Annotated in this window: 13 protein-coding genes; 6 read left to right on the top strand and 7 right to left on the bottom strand. The window is 68.8% G+C overall.

Annotated elements, in window-relative coordinates; all coding sequences use genetic code 11:
- Position 1: 1 nt before the first annotated feature.
- The 7 genes from VN461_04570 to rpmE all read right to left on the bottom strand — a co-directional run bounded on the left by VN461_04570 (position 2) and on the right by rpmE (position 5,424).
- On the bottom strand, positions 2-343 hold the full coding sequence (locus VN461_04570) for a histidine triad nucleotide-binding protein (GenBank protein ID HXB54033.1): 342 nt from the start codon (positions 341-343) through the stop codon (positions 2-4).
- Positions 344-372: 29 nt separating this feature from the next.
- Complete coding sequence (locus tag VN461_04565) at positions 373-795, bottom strand: DUF1499 domain-containing protein (GenBank protein ID HXB54032.1); 423 nt, start codon at positions 793-795, stop codon at positions 373-375.
- Between the two features lie 3 nt (positions 796-798).
- Positions 799-1,875, bottom strand: a complete 1,077-nt coding sequence (gene mutY / locus VN461_04560; GenBank protein HXB54031.1) for an A/G-specific adenine glycosylase — start codon at positions 1,873-1,875, stop codon at positions 799-801.
- Positions 1,859-3,112: a UDP-N-acetylglucosamine 1-carboxyvinyltransferase gene (gene murA, locus VN461_04555; protein HXB54030.1), complete on the bottom strand. Its 1,254-nt coding sequence runs from the start codon at positions 3,110-3,112 to the stop codon at positions 1,859-1,861. Before murA ends, mutY begins: the two co-directional genes overlap by 17 nt.
- Positions 3,113-3,156: 44 nt before the next feature.
- Positions 3,157-4,008 (bottom strand): peptide chain release factor N(5)-glutamine methyltransferase, encoded by an 852-nt coding sequence (gene prmC, locus VN461_04550; GenBank protein ID HXB54029.1) that lies wholly within the window; start codon positions 4,006-4,008, stop codon positions 3,157-3,159.
- Positions 4,009-4,015: 7 nt separating this feature from the next.
- Complete coding sequence (prfA, locus tag VN461_04545; GenBank protein HXB54028.1) at positions 4,016-5,110, bottom strand: peptide chain release factor 1; 1,095 nt, start codon at positions 5,108-5,110, stop codon at positions 4,016-4,018.
- Between the two features lie 92 nt (positions 5,111-5,202).
- Entirely contained in the window at positions 5,203-5,424 is a 222-nt protein-coding gene (gene rpmE, locus VN461_04540) for a 50S ribosomal protein L31 (protein HXB54027.1), read from the bottom strand.
- A gap of 220 nt (positions 5,425-5,644) precedes the next feature.
- Here rpmE and VN461_04535 point away from each other — a divergent pair, with 220 nt between their 5' ends.
- The 6 genes from VN461_04535 to VN461_04510 form a co-directional block, all read left to right on the top strand.
- Positions 5,645-7,057, top strand: a complete 1,413-nt coding sequence (locus VN461_04535; GenBank protein ID HXB54026.1) for a DUF1800 domain-containing protein — start codon at positions 5,645-5,647, stop codon at positions 7,055-7,057.
- Between the two features lie 4 nt (positions 7,058-7,061).
- Positions 7,062-8,285, top strand: a complete 1,224-nt coding sequence (locus VN461_04530; protein HXB54025.1) for a DUF1501 domain-containing protein — start codon at positions 7,062-7,064, stop codon at positions 8,283-8,285.
- A gap of 25 nt (positions 8,286-8,310) precedes the next feature.
- Positions 8,311-8,829, top strand: a complete 519-nt coding sequence (locus VN461_04525; GenBank protein HXB54024.1) for an outer membrane beta-barrel protein — start codon at positions 8,311-8,313, stop codon at positions 8,827-8,829.
- Positions 8,830-8,907: 78 nt separating this feature from the next.
- Positions 8,908-9,381, top strand: coding sequence for a MarR family transcriptional regulator (locus VN461_04520; GenBank protein HXB54023.1), 474 nt, complete (start codon positions 8,908-8,910; stop codon positions 9,379-9,381).
- Between the two features lie 92 nt (positions 9,382-9,473).
- Entirely contained in the window at positions 9,474-10,508 is a 1,035-nt protein-coding gene (locus VN461_04515; GenBank protein HXB54022.1) for an efflux RND transporter periplasmic adaptor subunit, read from the top strand.
- Positions 10,505-13,619, top strand: a 3,115-nt coding sequence (locus VN461_04510) for an efflux RND transporter permease subunit (protein ID HXB54021.1), incomplete at its 3' end; no start/stop codon positions are given. The genes VN461_04515 and VN461_04510, both read left to right, overlap by 4 nt.

The raw sequence follows: 13,619 nt of genomic DNA, 5'->3' as shown, positions 1-13,619 counted from the left end.
CTCACCCCGGCGGCCAGCGGAACGTGCGACCGCCCAGGAGGTGCAGGTGAACGTGATAGACGCTGTACCCGGCGTCGGCGCCGGCGTTGAAAACCAGCCGGAAGCCCCGATCCGCGAGACCCATCTCGCGCGCCAGGTCCCGAGCAGTCCGGATGAGGGAGCCCACGAGCGTGTCGTCCCCTGGACCAAGCTCGAGGAGGCTGGTGATGTGCCTCTTCGGGATCAGGAGCACGTGGGTCGGGGCTTGGGGGTTGATGTCGTGGAAACCGTAGAGGGCCTCGTCCTGATAGACGCTCTGGGAAGGGATCTTCCCTTCCACTATCCCACAGAAGAGGCAGGCCATGTGGGATCAGTCTACACCCGGGGGCGGGGTTAGAGCACCTCCCGGTTCAGCTCGGCCAGCAGCTCCTGTATGTTACGGGCGTTCTGACCGAAGTCCCAGACCCCCATCTGAGATCGCGATCGCACGCTGACCCGGGTGCTCCCGCCCTCCCGCTTCACGCGAATCGTCACGTCATCCTTGAAATGGAAAAACCGGCTCTCGTGCACGGCCTGGAGGGAATGGCCCCCTGGGCCCTGGCCGCTCCCGACCAGGGTCCAGCGGGGTAGGCGCGCAATCGCGTCCTTGACCCCCTTGGCCACTTTCTCCTCGCTGGCCATGTAAATCTGGGCCTTGAGATCCGGGTACTCCGGCGTGCGGTCGGTCTCCACGTCCCAGAGCCGGGGGAAGGCGAACGCCACCCAGAGAGCGCCGCCTACCGCGGCCAAAAGGGCGATCTGCTTGAGAAGGCGCATGATTCAAAGCTCCAGGGGGAGCTGCGGCGAGCCCAGACCCCGCAGCAGCTTCTTGGTCAGAGAGGAGACGGGGAGGGCCGCCGCCTCCCGAGCGGTGGCCCAGCGGAAACGCTCTCCGTCCCGGGGGGGCGGGCAGCGCAGACGCGCCCGGTACCCCTCCACCCGGATGCGGCGGAAGGTGATGGCGTGGCGGGCCCGTACCGCCAGGGCCCCCGGGACCACGTCCAGGCCATGCCGCTCCTTGAGCTCACGGGCGAGGTCGGCCCGGCCCCCCGACTCCAGCGAGGTCTGGGGCACCTCCCACATCCCTCCCATCAGCCTCCCTTCGGGCCGGCGCACGAGCAGGACCCGCCCGTCCCGCTCGATGAGCGCCGCCGCCACCGTCACCGCCACCGGGGAGCGCCGGGCGCGCCCCTCGGGGAGCTCCTCCGCGACCCCCTGGGCCCAGGCGCGGCAGGAGACACGCAAGGGACAAACCGGGCACGCCGGCTTCTTGGGCGTGCAGACGGTGGCGCCCAGCTCCATCAGGGCCTGGTTCCACTCGCCGGGAGAATCGCGCCTGAGCAGCTCCTCCGCCAGGTTGTAGTAGGTGGCGTCGCTCCGCCCCTCTGGGCCCCGCCGCGCGAAGTAGCGGGCCAGAACCCGGCGGACGTTGCCGTCCACCACCGGCAGGGGCACGCCGTAGGCAATCGAGAGCACCGCGCTCGCCGTGTAGAGCCCCACCCCGGGCACGGCCAAGGCCGCTTCCAGCGTCCGGGGGAAGTGGCCCTGCCCGTGGCTCAAAAGGTGGCGAGCGCCCCGCTGGAGGTTCCGCGCCCGGTGGTAGTAGCCGAGGCCCGACCACGCCGCCAGCACCTCCTCCTCTCCGGCCGCGGCCAGCGCCTCCAGGCTCGGGAACCGCAGACGGAAGGTCTCGAAATAGGGCGTCGCGGTCTTGACCGTGGTCTGCTGGAGCATGACCTCGGAGAGCCAGATCAGGTAGGGATCGCGGGTCCGTCTCCAGGGCAGGTCGCGGCGGTGGCGGCGGTACCAGTCGAGGAGCCGCTCCTGCAGCCTCGTCGGTCTAGCTGATTCTCTCAATGTCCGCCCCCAGCCCCCGGAGCTTCTCGTCGATGCGGTGATAGCCCCGGTCAAGGTGGTAGACGCGGTCCACGATGGTCTCGCCGCTCGCGGCCAGTCCGGCCAGGACCAGGGAGGCCGAAGCCCGCAGGTCGGTGGCCATGATCTGGGCCCCCGAGAGCGGGGTGGGGCCGGTCACGAGCGCGGTGCGGCCCTCCACCCGGACGTTGGCACCCATGCGCTGCAGCTCCGCCACGTGCATGTACCGGTTCTCGAAGATCGACTCCATGATCGTGCTCACACCCTTGGCCTGGGTGAGGAGGACCATGCACTGGGCCTGCATGTCGGTGGGGAAGCCGGGGTGGGGAAGGGTGGTGAGGTTGGCCGCTCGCAGCTGGCGGGGGGTCCGCACCCGCAGATTGTCTGGTCCCTCCTCGATGCGGACCCCCGTCTCCCGCAGCTTCTCAAGCACGGCCTTGAGGTGGGGGGGATAGCAGGCCCGCACCTCGATGTCACCCCCCGCGATGGCACAGGCGGCCACGAAGGTGCCGGTCTCGATCCGGTCCGGGATGACGGCATGCTCGGCCCCGCGCAAGGCGTCGACGCCCTCCACGCGGATCGTGGACCCGCCCGCCCCCTGGATGCGCGCGCCCATACGGATCAGGAGGTCGGCCAGGTCCGCTATTTCCGGTTCGCAGGCCGCGTTGCGAATGATGGTCTCGCCCTCGGCCCGCGAGGCCGCCATGAGGACGTTCTCCGTCCCCGTCACGGTGACGGTGTCGAAGTAGATCTCGGCCCCCCGCAGACGCTCCGCGCGCGCCTCCACGTACCCGTGCTCCACGGTGATGGCGGCCCCCATCTTCTCCAGGGCCTGCAGGTGGAGGTTGATGGGCCGGGCTCCGATGGCGCAGCCGCCGGGCAGGGAGACCCGGGCCCGCCCCTCGCGGGCGAGCAGGGGGCCGAGCACGAGCACCGAGGCCCTCATGGTCTTTACCAGGTCGTAAGGGGCCTCCAGGGACTGGAGCCGGGCCGCCCGCACCTCGACCACCCCTCCCACCCGGAACTCGACTTCGGCTCCCAGGGCGCCCAGGACCAGGCCCATGGTGCGGATGTCCCGTACCTCGGGAACGTTGTGCAACCGGATCGGGTGGTCGGTGAGGAGGGCGGCGCAGAGATCGGGGAGGGCGGCGTTTTTCGCCCCCGAGATGCGGACCGTTCCTTCCAGGGGCCGGCCCCCTACGACCCGGATCTTGTCCACGCTCGTCCAGTCTAAGTCAGGAGGGGCGAGGGGGCGAACGGGGCCTATGCGCGCTCGGCCACGATCGTGCGCGGGATCCCCGCAAGGTCGGGGATCACCCTGGCGACGCGGAGCCCCGCCTCCGCCAAGAGCCGGACCACCTCCGACTCCATGCCCTGACCGATCTCGAGGAGCAGGCTGCCCCCCCGCCGCAACATGCGGGCGGACGCGGGGGCCAAGCGGCGGTAGAGGGCGTAAGCGTCCGCGCCGGGGAAGAGGGCCACGGCCGGCTCATGGTCCCGCACCTCGGGAGCGAGGCGGGGGGCCTCGAGGGGATCCACGTAGGGGGGGTTGCTCGCCACCAGGTGGAGGCGGCCCTCGAGTTGGGGGACGGGCTGCAGAAGGTCGCCCTCGTGGAAGCGGACCCGCTCGGCGAGGCCCAGGCGGCGGGCGTTCTCCCGGGCCACGGCCAGCGCGGGCCCGGAGATGTCCGTGGCGTGGACCTCCGCGTCCGGCCGTTCTGCGGCCAGGGATAGGGCGATGCACCCGCTGCCCGTCCCCACGTCGACGACGAGGGGATTTCCGACCCCCCGCAGCCAGCCCAGGGCTGCTTCCACGAGGATCTCCGTCTCCGGGCGCGGGATGAGGACGTCCGGCCCCACCAGGAACTCCCGGCCCCAGAAGGCTTGCCGGCCCGTCAGGTGCTGGAGGGGCCGGCGCTCTGCCCTCTTCTGGACGAGGGAGAAGAACGCGCCCTCCTCAGAGGGTGGAACGAGGGCCCCCGCCTCGGCGTAGAGGGTTGCTCGGTCCCAGCCCAGGACATGGCGCAGCAGCAGCTCCGCATCCGGACGGGCGGACTCGATCCCCGCGTCCTTCAAGTGGGAGGCCGCTCGCTCCAGCGCCTGGGCGACGTTCACGGGCTCCTCAGCGCGTGGGGCTGGGCTCCGGCTCCTTGAGCTTCTCGGCCTGGTGGTGGGCGATCAGGGAATTCACGATCTCGTCCAGGTCGCCGTCCAGGATCTCCTGCAGGCGGTGGAGGGTGAGCCCGATGCGGTGGTCGGTGACCCGGGACTGCTGGAAGTTGTAGGTCCGGATCTTCTCGCTGCGGTCCCCCGAACCCACCTGGCTGCGGCGCTCGCTCGCGATCTCCTTCTGCTGCTCCGCCAGCGCCACCTCGTAGAGCCGCGCCCGCAGAACCTTCATGGCCTTCTCGCGGTTCTTGATCTGGCTCTTCTCGTCCTGGCAGGAGACTACGGTGCCGGTGGGGAGGTGGGTGACCCGCACGGCGGAGTAGGTGGTGTTCACGCTCTGGCCCCCGGGGCCAGAGGAGCAAAAGGTGTCGACGCGCAGGTCCTTGGGGTCGATCCGGACGTCCACCTCCTCCGCCTCGGGGAGTACGGCGACCGTGATGGCCGAGGTGTGGATGCGGCCGGAGGCCTCCGTCACGGGCACCCGCTGCACGCGGTGCGCCCCGCTCTCGAAGCGTAGCTTGGAGTAGACCCGCTGGCCCTCGATCATGGCCACGACTTCCTTGATCCCGCCCTGGCCGGTGCGGTTCGCGGAGACCACGTCGATCTTCCAGCGCTGCCGCTCCGCGAAGCGGGAGTACATGCGGAAGACCTCGGCCGCGAAGAGGGCGGCTTCATCGCCCCCCGTGCCGGCCCGGATCTCCAGGAGGACGTTCTTCTCGTCGTTGGGGTCCTTGGGAATGAGCAGCTGCGGGATCTCGGCGTCCAAGCGGTCCCGCCGGGCCTCCAAGGTGCGGACCTCCTCCAGGGCCAGCTCCCTCAGCTCCGGATCGTTCTCCGCCCGCGCCATCTCCTGGACCTTGGTGAGCTCGGCCAGGGTCCCCTTGTAGGCCCGATACCGCTCCACCACGGGAGCGATCTCCTTCGATTCCCGGGCCAGCTTCTGATAGGCGCCGGGGTCGCGGACCAGGACGGGGTCGGACATCTGGGCCTCGACGGTCCCGAAACGAGCCTCTATGTCCTTCAGCTTCTGAAACGTGATCGCGTCCATGTTAGCCCTGCCGGGGAGGACGGTTTAAGAACCTCCGTCTCCCCAGGGTCGCTCCGCGGCGGAGTCCGCCGCTCTCGGCCCCAAGTCCCCTTTTACGCGGGGGCGGGCGCGTCCTTCTTCCTGTACTTGCGGGTGAAACGCTCCACCCGGCCGGCGGAGTCGATCAGCTTCTGCTTGCCGGTGAAGAATGGATGGCAGCTCGAGCAGATCTCCAGGCGCAATTCTTCCTTCTTGGTGGACCGGGTGACCCAGGTCGCTCCGCACGCGCAGTGGACACTCGTGACTTTGTACTCCGGATGGATTCCAGGCTTCATCGGTGCTCCCCTCCGGCGCCCCCCCGGGACGGCCGGGAAAGGTCCCTTGATCAGCGGTCACGATGGATGACCGCAAACCATAAGGATACCAGAGCTTTCCGGATTGGACAAGGCCAAGGGGCGGGGTGGGCTGGAGCGGTGAGGACCGTCACCCCATCCTTTTTGTTAAGTTCGTTAAACTCCCTCCGGTAGGGGTGGTCTAAGACCGGAAGAGGTGGCCATGAGCGTATCCCTGGACGACCTGGGCCCGCGGGCAGCCATCTTCCTGTTGAACCGGCTGGCTTTCGGACCACGCCCGGGGGAGGCGCAACGGATCCTCGACCGGGGCCTCCAGGCCTACGTCGAGGAGCAGCTGGCGCCGGCGGCCGACCCCGAGCTGGATACGCGGCTCAGCCACCTTCCCACCCTCAACTATCCCATCTCGCAGGTCCTGGCCCTCTACAACGCCGACCAGCGCACCACGGGCGTGATCCTGGACGAGTTCGCGAGCGCCAAGGCGATCCGGATGGTCCACGCCCAGAACCAGCTCCAGGAGGTGCTGGTCGACTTCTGGTTCAACCACTTCAACGTCTACATCGCCGACGACTTCACCCGCCAGAGCTCGCCCGCCTACGAGCGCGACGCCATCCGGCCCCATGTGCTCGGCCGCTTCCGAGATCTCCTGGGGGCCACGGCCCAGCACCCCGCCATGCTCTTCTTCCTGGATAACTACTTGAGCACGGCCCCGCGGGTGGTGGGGGGAAGGCTGACCGGTCTCAACGAGAACTACGGACGCGAGCTGCTGGAATTGCACACGGTGGGGGTCGACGCCGGCTACACGCAGCAGGACGTGATCAACTCCGCCCGCTGCTTCACGGGCTGGGGGATCGACAGTCTTAGAACCAGCGGGAGCTTTGTCTATCGGGGCCAGGCCCACGACACCGCGGCCAAGAGCGTCTTCGGCCTCAACCTGCCCGCGGGCGGCGGCCGCGACGACGGGGAAAAGCTGCTCGACTATCTCTCCACCCACCCCGCGACCGCCCACCACGTCTCCTCGCGCCTCGTGCAACGCTTGGTGGCCGACGACCCGCCGGTGGCCCTGGTGGCCCGCTGCGCCGACACCTTCCTGCATACCAGCGGGGACCTCGCGGCCACGGTCAAGACCATCGTGAGCAGCGCCGAGTTCTGGGGGGAGGCCTTCGGCCCCGGAAAACCCAAGACCCCCCTGGAGTTCGTGGCCAGCGCGCTGCGGGCCGCGGACGCCCAGGTCAGCCACGGCCGCGGCGTGGGAGGCGTCCTCACCAACATGGGCATGCCCCTCTACGGCGCCGTGCCCCCCACCGGGTACACCAACCGCGGGGTGGACTGGATCAACCCCTCCTCCCAGCTCGCCCGCATGAACTTCGCCCTCGACCTGGCCGCGGGCGCCGTGCCCGGGGTAGCGGTGGACGCGCGCGCGGTGGTGCGCAGCACGGCGGGCAGTCCCGAGGATCCTCGGTCGGCGGCCAACTCCATCTCCGCCGACCTCTTCGGCCGGAGCCTCTCTCCCGACACCCTGAACGCGGCATCGAGGGTCGCTCCGGGGGGGACGGTGAGCGTGGCCGCGCGGGTTCTGGGCCTGTGCCTGGCCAGCCCCGAAATGCAGGCGAGGTAGAGCCATGCCCTGGGACATCTCACGCCGGGTCTTCCTGAGGGGCGCCGGGCTGGCCGCTCTGGGGATTGGCTTTCACCCTTCGTCGCTGCTGGTGCGCACGGCCGAGGCCGCCTCCGCCGGCAACAAGGTGCTCGTGATGGTCTTCCTGCGGGGCGGGGCCGACGGCCTGAACCTCTGCGTCCCCTACGGCGACCCCGATTACTACGGTCTGCACGGCCAGATCGCCCTGCCCAGGCCCAACCAGTCGGGAGGGGTGGCCAACCTGGACGGCTTCTTCGGCCTGCATCCCGACCTGACTCCCTTGAAGTCCCTCTTCGACGACGGTCGCCTGGCCTTGCTCCACGCGGTCGGAAACTACGACCTCAGCCGCTCCCACTTCGATGCCCAGGACTTCATGGAAACGGGTACCCCAGGAATCCGGGGCACCTCCACCGGCTGGCTGGACCGCACGATCGCCCTCGTGCCCGGCCACAACGTTGCCCAGGCCGTCTCTTTCTCCACCCAGCTCACCCGCTCCTTCCTGGGGCCGCAACCGGTGCTCGTGGCCCAGGACTTGGCCACCTTCGACCTGCGAGCCCGGGGCTGGAAGCCCGAGGCATCGACCCTGCTACAGTCGATGTACGGCTCTCGCGCGGACGCCATCGGCCAGGTGGGACGCGACACCTTTTCCGCCATCAGCATCCTCACCCAGTCCCCGGCCGTCCTCGCTCCGCCCGCAAACGGCGCCCTCTACCCCAACGCGGTCGTGGGAAGCTCCCTCCGTCAGGCGGCCCAGATCATCAAAGCCGGTCTCGGGACGCGCTGCATCTTCGTCAACGTGACCGGCTCTTTCGATACCCACGCCAACCAGCTGGAGGGCAACACCCGCGACTACCGCAGCTTGGGCCCCGCCCTGACCGCCTTCGCCACCGACCTCGGGGGCCTGCTCGACGACGTGGTGCTTCTGGTCGCGACCGAGTTCGGCCGCACCGCCCACGTGAACGGCTCCGCCGGCACCGACCACGGCTCCGCCCACTGCATGATGGTCATGGGGGGCCGGGTGCGGGGGGGGAAAGTCTACGGTCGCTGGCCGGGCCTCAGCAGCAGCCAGCTCTACCAGGAGCGGGACCTGGCCGTGACCACCGACTTCCGCGACGCCTTCCAGGAGATGGCGCGCGCCCAGTTCGGGATCACGGACTCGCTCTTCCCCGGGTACACGCCGGGCCCCGGACCCGGTATCGTCGGCTAGCTCCCGCTTAGAAGAAAGGAACGGCATGCGAAAGCCCTGGCTGGCGGTGGCGGCTCTCTTGTGCTCGGCGCTTCCCGTCCGGGGCCAGGACGCTCCCCGGGCCGAGCTCTTCGCCGGCTACTCGTTCGTGCGCAGCGATCAGCAGAACCTGAACGGATGGAACGCATCGCTGGCCGTCGACGTCGCGGGGTCGCTGTCCCTGGTGGCGGACGCGAGCGGCCACTACGGGAGTGCGGGCCGCCGCCAGCTCAACCTCATGGCCGGGCCCGGCCTCGCCTTCCTCCGGGGCGGCCCGGTCGTGGTCTTCGTCCATGCCCTGGCCGGCCTCCACCGCGAGAGCGTCAATATTCAGGTCTTCGACGTCTCCATTTCCGAGAACGACAACCGATTCGGCCTGCAGTTCGGAGGGGGAGTGGACATCGGCGTGGGCGGGAAGTGGGCCATCCGCCTCCAGGGCGACTATCAGTGGAGCCGTGCGCAAGGCACGAGCGTGACGGGGACGCGACTCTCCGCGGGTGTGGTCTACCGACTGGGCAAATCCTAAGGCCCCCCGGGGGGCACCCCCCCGAAGACGGATTGACCGCCCCCTGGCTTCTGGCTAACATCCTTGTCAATGCAAGTATTGCCAGAACAAGAAAAGATCGGTCTCCTGGTGGCGGTGACGCGACGGCGGATCAAGCAGGCGGTGGGGCGCCGCGTGCGTCCGCACGGGTTGAGCGCGCAGCAGTTCTGGCTCCTGGTAGCCATCGTGGAGCGTGAGGGACTTTCGCTGCGCGAGCTTTCGGAGCGCCTGCGCACGGACCAGCCCACCACCTCCCGCATCGTGACCACGCTCATCGGGAAGAGGTTGGTGCGAGAGGAAGGGGATCCCCGGGACCGGCGCCGCCGCCGTTTGCGCCTCACCGCCGCCGGCCGCGCCCTGGCCGAGCGCGTCCATCCCCTGGCCCTGGAGGTGCGGGCCGCGATCGTCGGAGGCATCAGCCTCGCGGAGCAGGCCGCGCTTCGCAACGGCCTGCGCAAGATCCTCCAGAACATGGACCGCTTCGAAAGGGGGGGAGCCCGGCTCCGGGCCGTCTCCGCGGGGAGAGGCCGCTGAGCGCGCGGGGTCGCTTCGCGCTCGTTGCTTGCACCCTCGCCTTGGGGCCCCTGGCCTGCGGCACGAAGAGGGAGCCTCCCCGCTCGGCGGGGGTGCCGGTGGTGGCGGCGGCGGCCCTGCACAAGGACGTGCAGGTGCAGCTCAGGGCCATCGGGGTGGTGGAGCCCCTGACCACGGTGGCGGTGAAACCCCAAGTGGGGGGGGTGATCACCATCGTGCACTTCGCGGAGGGCAGCTACGTGGCCGCGGGCGATCTCCTCTTCACGATCGACCCCCGACCGTACGAGGCCGTCCTCCAGCAGGCGGAAGGGACCCTGGCCAAGGATGAGGCCAGCCTGCGGAACGGCCAGGCCGAAGCCCAGCGCGGGGAGTCCCTGTTCACGCAGCAGATCCTGTCCAAAGAGAGCTACGACCAGCTTCGTTCCTCCGCGGACGCCCTGGAGGCCACCGTCCGGGCGGACCGGGCCGCCCTGGAGAGGGCCCGCTTGGACCTCGAGTTCTGCACCATCCGTTCCCCGATCGAAGGGCGCACGGGAAGCCTGCTCCTGCATCAGGGGAATTTCGTGAAGGGCATCGATGGCGGGCCGCTGGTGATCATCAACCGCACCGATCCCATTTTCGTGTCCTTCACCATTCCCGAGCAACGGCTTCCCGAGGTGCGGGCCGCCCTCGTCTCCCACCGGCTGGGCGTGGACGCGCTCGTCACGGGGGAGGAGTCGCGTCCCCTGCGGGGCGAGCTCTCCTTCCTCGACAACGCGGTGGACCGGGGCACGGGAACGATCAGGCTCAAGGCCACGTTCGCCAACGCGGAAAAGCGCCTCTGGCCGGGGCAGTTCGTGAACGCGCGTCTGACCCTGGGCACGAGAGCAGGCGCGGTCGTGATCCCCTCCCCCGCCGTGCAGACCGGACAGGCGGGGACGTTCGTCTTCCTCATCAAGCCCGACTTGACGGTCGAGGCCCGAACGGTGGTGGTGGAGGCGGGCAGTGGGGAGGAGGAGACGGTGGTGACCAAGGGGCTGCAGGGGGGGGAGCAGGTGGTCACGGACGGCCAGCTGCGGCTGGTGCCGGGAGCCAAGGTCGAGCTGAAGCCCGCGCCCGGGCCGGAAGGGGGAGAGGCAAAGTCATGAACATCGCCGAGCTCTTCATTCGACGGCCCATCGCCACCACCCTGGTCATGCTCGCCATCCTCATCTTCGGCATCGCCGGCTACCGCCTCCTGCCCATGAGCGACCTGCCCAACGTGGACTTCCCGACCCTGCTCGTGATCGCCAACCTTCCGGGCGCGAATCCGGAGACCATGGCCTCCGCCGTGGCCACCCCCCTGGAGCGGCAGTTCTCCACCATCGCCGGCCTCGACAACATGAGCTCGGTGAACGCCCTCGGGGTCACGCAGATCACGCTGCAGTTCAACCTCTCCCGGAACATCGACGCCGCCGCCCAGGACGTCCAGGCCGCCATTGCCAAGTCGGCCACCCAGCTTCCCCCCGGCATGCCCACGCCCCCCGCCTACACGAAAGTGAACCCCGCCGACCAGCCCATCCTCTACCTGGCCCTGGCTTCCCCCACCCTGCCCCTGTCCCAGGTCGACGAGTACGCGGAGACGCTCATTGCCCAGCGGATCTCGATGGTGAGCGGGGTGGCCCAGGTCCAGGTCTTCGGATCCCAGAAGTACGCGGTGCGCATCCAGCTCAATCCCGACGCCCTGGCCAGCCGCGGGATCGGGATCGATGAGGCCTCGGCGGCGGTGCAGAACGGCAACGTGAACCTGCCCACGGGGGTCCTCTACGGCAAGCACGAGGCCCTGACGGTGGAGGCCAACGGGCAGCTCACCGACGCTAGCGCCTACCGGCCGCTCATCCTGGCCTATCGCAACGGCGCGCCCGTGCGCCTGCAAGAGGTGGGGCGGGTGATCGACAGCGTCGAGAACGACAAGATCGCCTCCTGGTACACCGGCACTCGGTCCATCGTGCTCGCCATCCAGCGCCAGCCCGGCACCAACACCGTGGAGGTGGTGGACTCGATCAAAGCCCTCATCCCCACGTTTCGGGCGCAGATGCCGGCGTCCGTGAAACTCAACATCCTGTTCGATCGCTCGGAGTCGATCCGGGACTCCGTGGACGACGTGAAGTTCACGCTGCTCCTGACCGTGGGCCTGGTGGTCATGGTCATCTTCCTCTTCCTGCGCAACCTCTCCGCCACCGTCATCCCCAGCCTGGCCCTGCCCATGTCGATCGTGGGGACGTTCGCGGTCATGTACCTCCTGGACTACAGCCTGGACAACCTCTCCCTTATGGCCCTGACTCTGTCCGTGGGCTTCGTGGTGGACGACGCCATCGTCATGCTGGAGAACATCGTCCGCCATCTAGAGATGGGGGAGGGGCCGCTGGCGGGCGCCCTGGCCGGCTCCCGGGAGATCGGCTTCACCATCCTCTCCATGACCCTCTCCCTGGTCGCGGTCTTCCTGCCCGTGCTCTTCATGGGCGGCCTCGTGGGTCGCCTCCTGCACGAGTTCGCGGTCACCATATCCGTGGCCATCCTCGTCTCCGGGTTCGTGTCCTTGACCCTCACCCCCATGCTCTGCAGCCGCTTCCTGAAGCCCCACGGGGGCGGGACCCGCAGCCGGTTCGACGCCGCCTCGGAGCGGGTCTTCCAGAGGACCTTGGCCGCCTACAAATGGAGCCTCGACCGGGTCCTGCACCATCGCCCCGCGACCATGGTCATCTCCGGCGGCCTCCTCGTCTTGACCGTCTACCTCTTCGCGGTCATGCCCAAGGGTTTCCTCCCCAGCGACGACACCGGGCAGATCTTCGCCTTCACGGAGGCCGCGCAGGGGATTTCCTTCGAAGCCATGGCCCGGCACCAACAGGCCCTGGCCGCGGTCGTGTTGCAGGACCCGAACGTGGCGAACTTCATGTCCAGCATAGGGGCCAGCGGGCCCAACGCCACCGGCAACTCTGGGCGCATCTTCATCCGCCTGAAGCCCCTGTCCGAGCGCAAGCTCTCCGCGGACCAGGTCATCCAGGAGCTCCGCCCGAAACTCAACAGCATCCCCGGGATCCGGGCCTTCCCCCAGAACCCCCCGCCCATAAGGATCGGGGGACAGCTCAGCAAGAGCCTCTACCAGCTCACCCTCCAGAGCCCCGACACCGAAGAGCTCTACCGGCGTGCTCCGGAGCTGGAGGCGAAGCTGCGCGAGGTCCCGGGGCTTCAAGACGTGACCAGCGACCTCCAGATCACGAACCCTCAGGTCAACGTGGAGATCGACCGCGACCGGGCGGTGGCCCTGGGGGTGACCGCGCAGCAGGTGGAGGACGCGCTCTACACCGCCTTCGGAAACCGCTGGATCTCCACCATCTACGCCCCCAACAACGAGTACCGCGTGATCATGGAGCTGGAGCCCGAGTACCAGCGCGCTGCCACCGACCTCTCCCTGCTCTACATCCGCTCCACCGGCGGCGCCCTCGTCCCCCTGGAGGCGGTGGCCCGCCTGACCCGCAGCCTGGGCCCGCTGACCGTGAACCACCTCGGCCAGCTTCCGTCCGTGACCCTGTCCTTCAACCTGAAGCCGGGCGCGGCCCTGGGCCCGGCGGTGGCGGGCGTGGACCGGGCGGCCAAGGCCACCCTGCCCCCGACCGTCAGCACGAGCTTCCAGGGGATGGCCCAGGCCTTCGAGGCCTCCACCCGGGGCCTGGGCTGGCTCCTCGTCCTAGCCATCCTCGTCATCTACATCGTGCTCGGGATCCTCTACGAGAGCTTCACCCACCCGCTGACGATTCTCTCGGGTCTGCCGTCTGCCGGCTTTGGTGCGCTGCTGACGCTGTATCTCTTCAAGGTGGAGCTCAGCCTCTATGCCTTCGTCGGCATCATCATGCTCGTGGGCCTGGTCAAGAAAAACGGCATCATGATGGTCGACTTCGCGGTGGAAGCGCAGCGCGAGCACGGCAAAACGCCGGCTGAAGCGATCCATGAAGCCTGTCTGGTCCGCTTCCGTCCGATCATGATGACCACGATGGCCGCGCTGCTCGGCGCCGTCCCGCTGGCCTTCGGCACCGGCATCGGTTCCGAATTGCGAAGACCGCTGGGCATCTGCATCATCGGGGGACTGCTGGTCAGCCAGGTGCTGACGCTCTTCACGACGCCGGTCATCTATCTGTATTTCGGACGGATCTCATCCTGGGTCGGCCGGTTCCGTGGGTCCGAAGCAGGCGACCGGCAGCTTGTTCCTGTGTCCAGAGAGA

The sequence above is a fragment of the Vicinamibacteria bacterium genome (assembly GCA_035570235.1).
In the GTDB taxonomy this organism is placed as follows: domain Bacteria; phylum Acidobacteriota; class Vicinamibacteria; order Fen-336; family Fen-336; genus DATMML01.
The sequence above is the reverse complement of the archived record's forward strand: the minus strand, read 5'-3'. Positions and strand labels throughout refer to the sequence as shown.

Bases quoted from the DNA above. Each gene is read 5' to 3' on its own strand.
- VN461_04570 (HXB54033.1), bottom strand. From the start codon at position 343: ATGGCCTGCCTCTTCTGTGGGATAGTGGAAGGGAAGATCCCTTCCCAG.
- VN461_04565 (HXB54032.1), bottom strand. From the start codon at position 795: ATGCGCCTTCTCAAGCAGATCGCCCTTTTGGCCGCGGTAGGCGGCGCT.
- prfA (HXB54028.1), bottom strand. From the start codon at position 5,110: ATGGACGCGATCACGTTTCAGAAGCTGAAGGACATAGAGGCTCGTTTC.
- rpmE (HXB54027.1), bottom strand. From the start codon at position 5,424: ATGAAGCCTGGAATCCATCCGGAGTACAAAGTCACGAGTGTCCACTGC.
- VN461_04535 (HXB54026.1), top strand. From the start codon at position 5,645: ATGAGCGTATCCCTGGACGACCTGGGCCCGCGGGCAGCCATCTTCCTG.
- VN461_04530 (HXB54025.1), top strand. From the start codon at position 7,062: ATGCCCTGGGACATCTCACGCCGGGTCTTCCTGAGGGGCGCCGGGCTG.
- VN461_04525 (HXB54024.1), top strand. From the start codon at position 8,311: ATGCGAAAGCCCTGGCTGGCGGTGGCGGCTCTCTTGTGCTCGGCGCTT.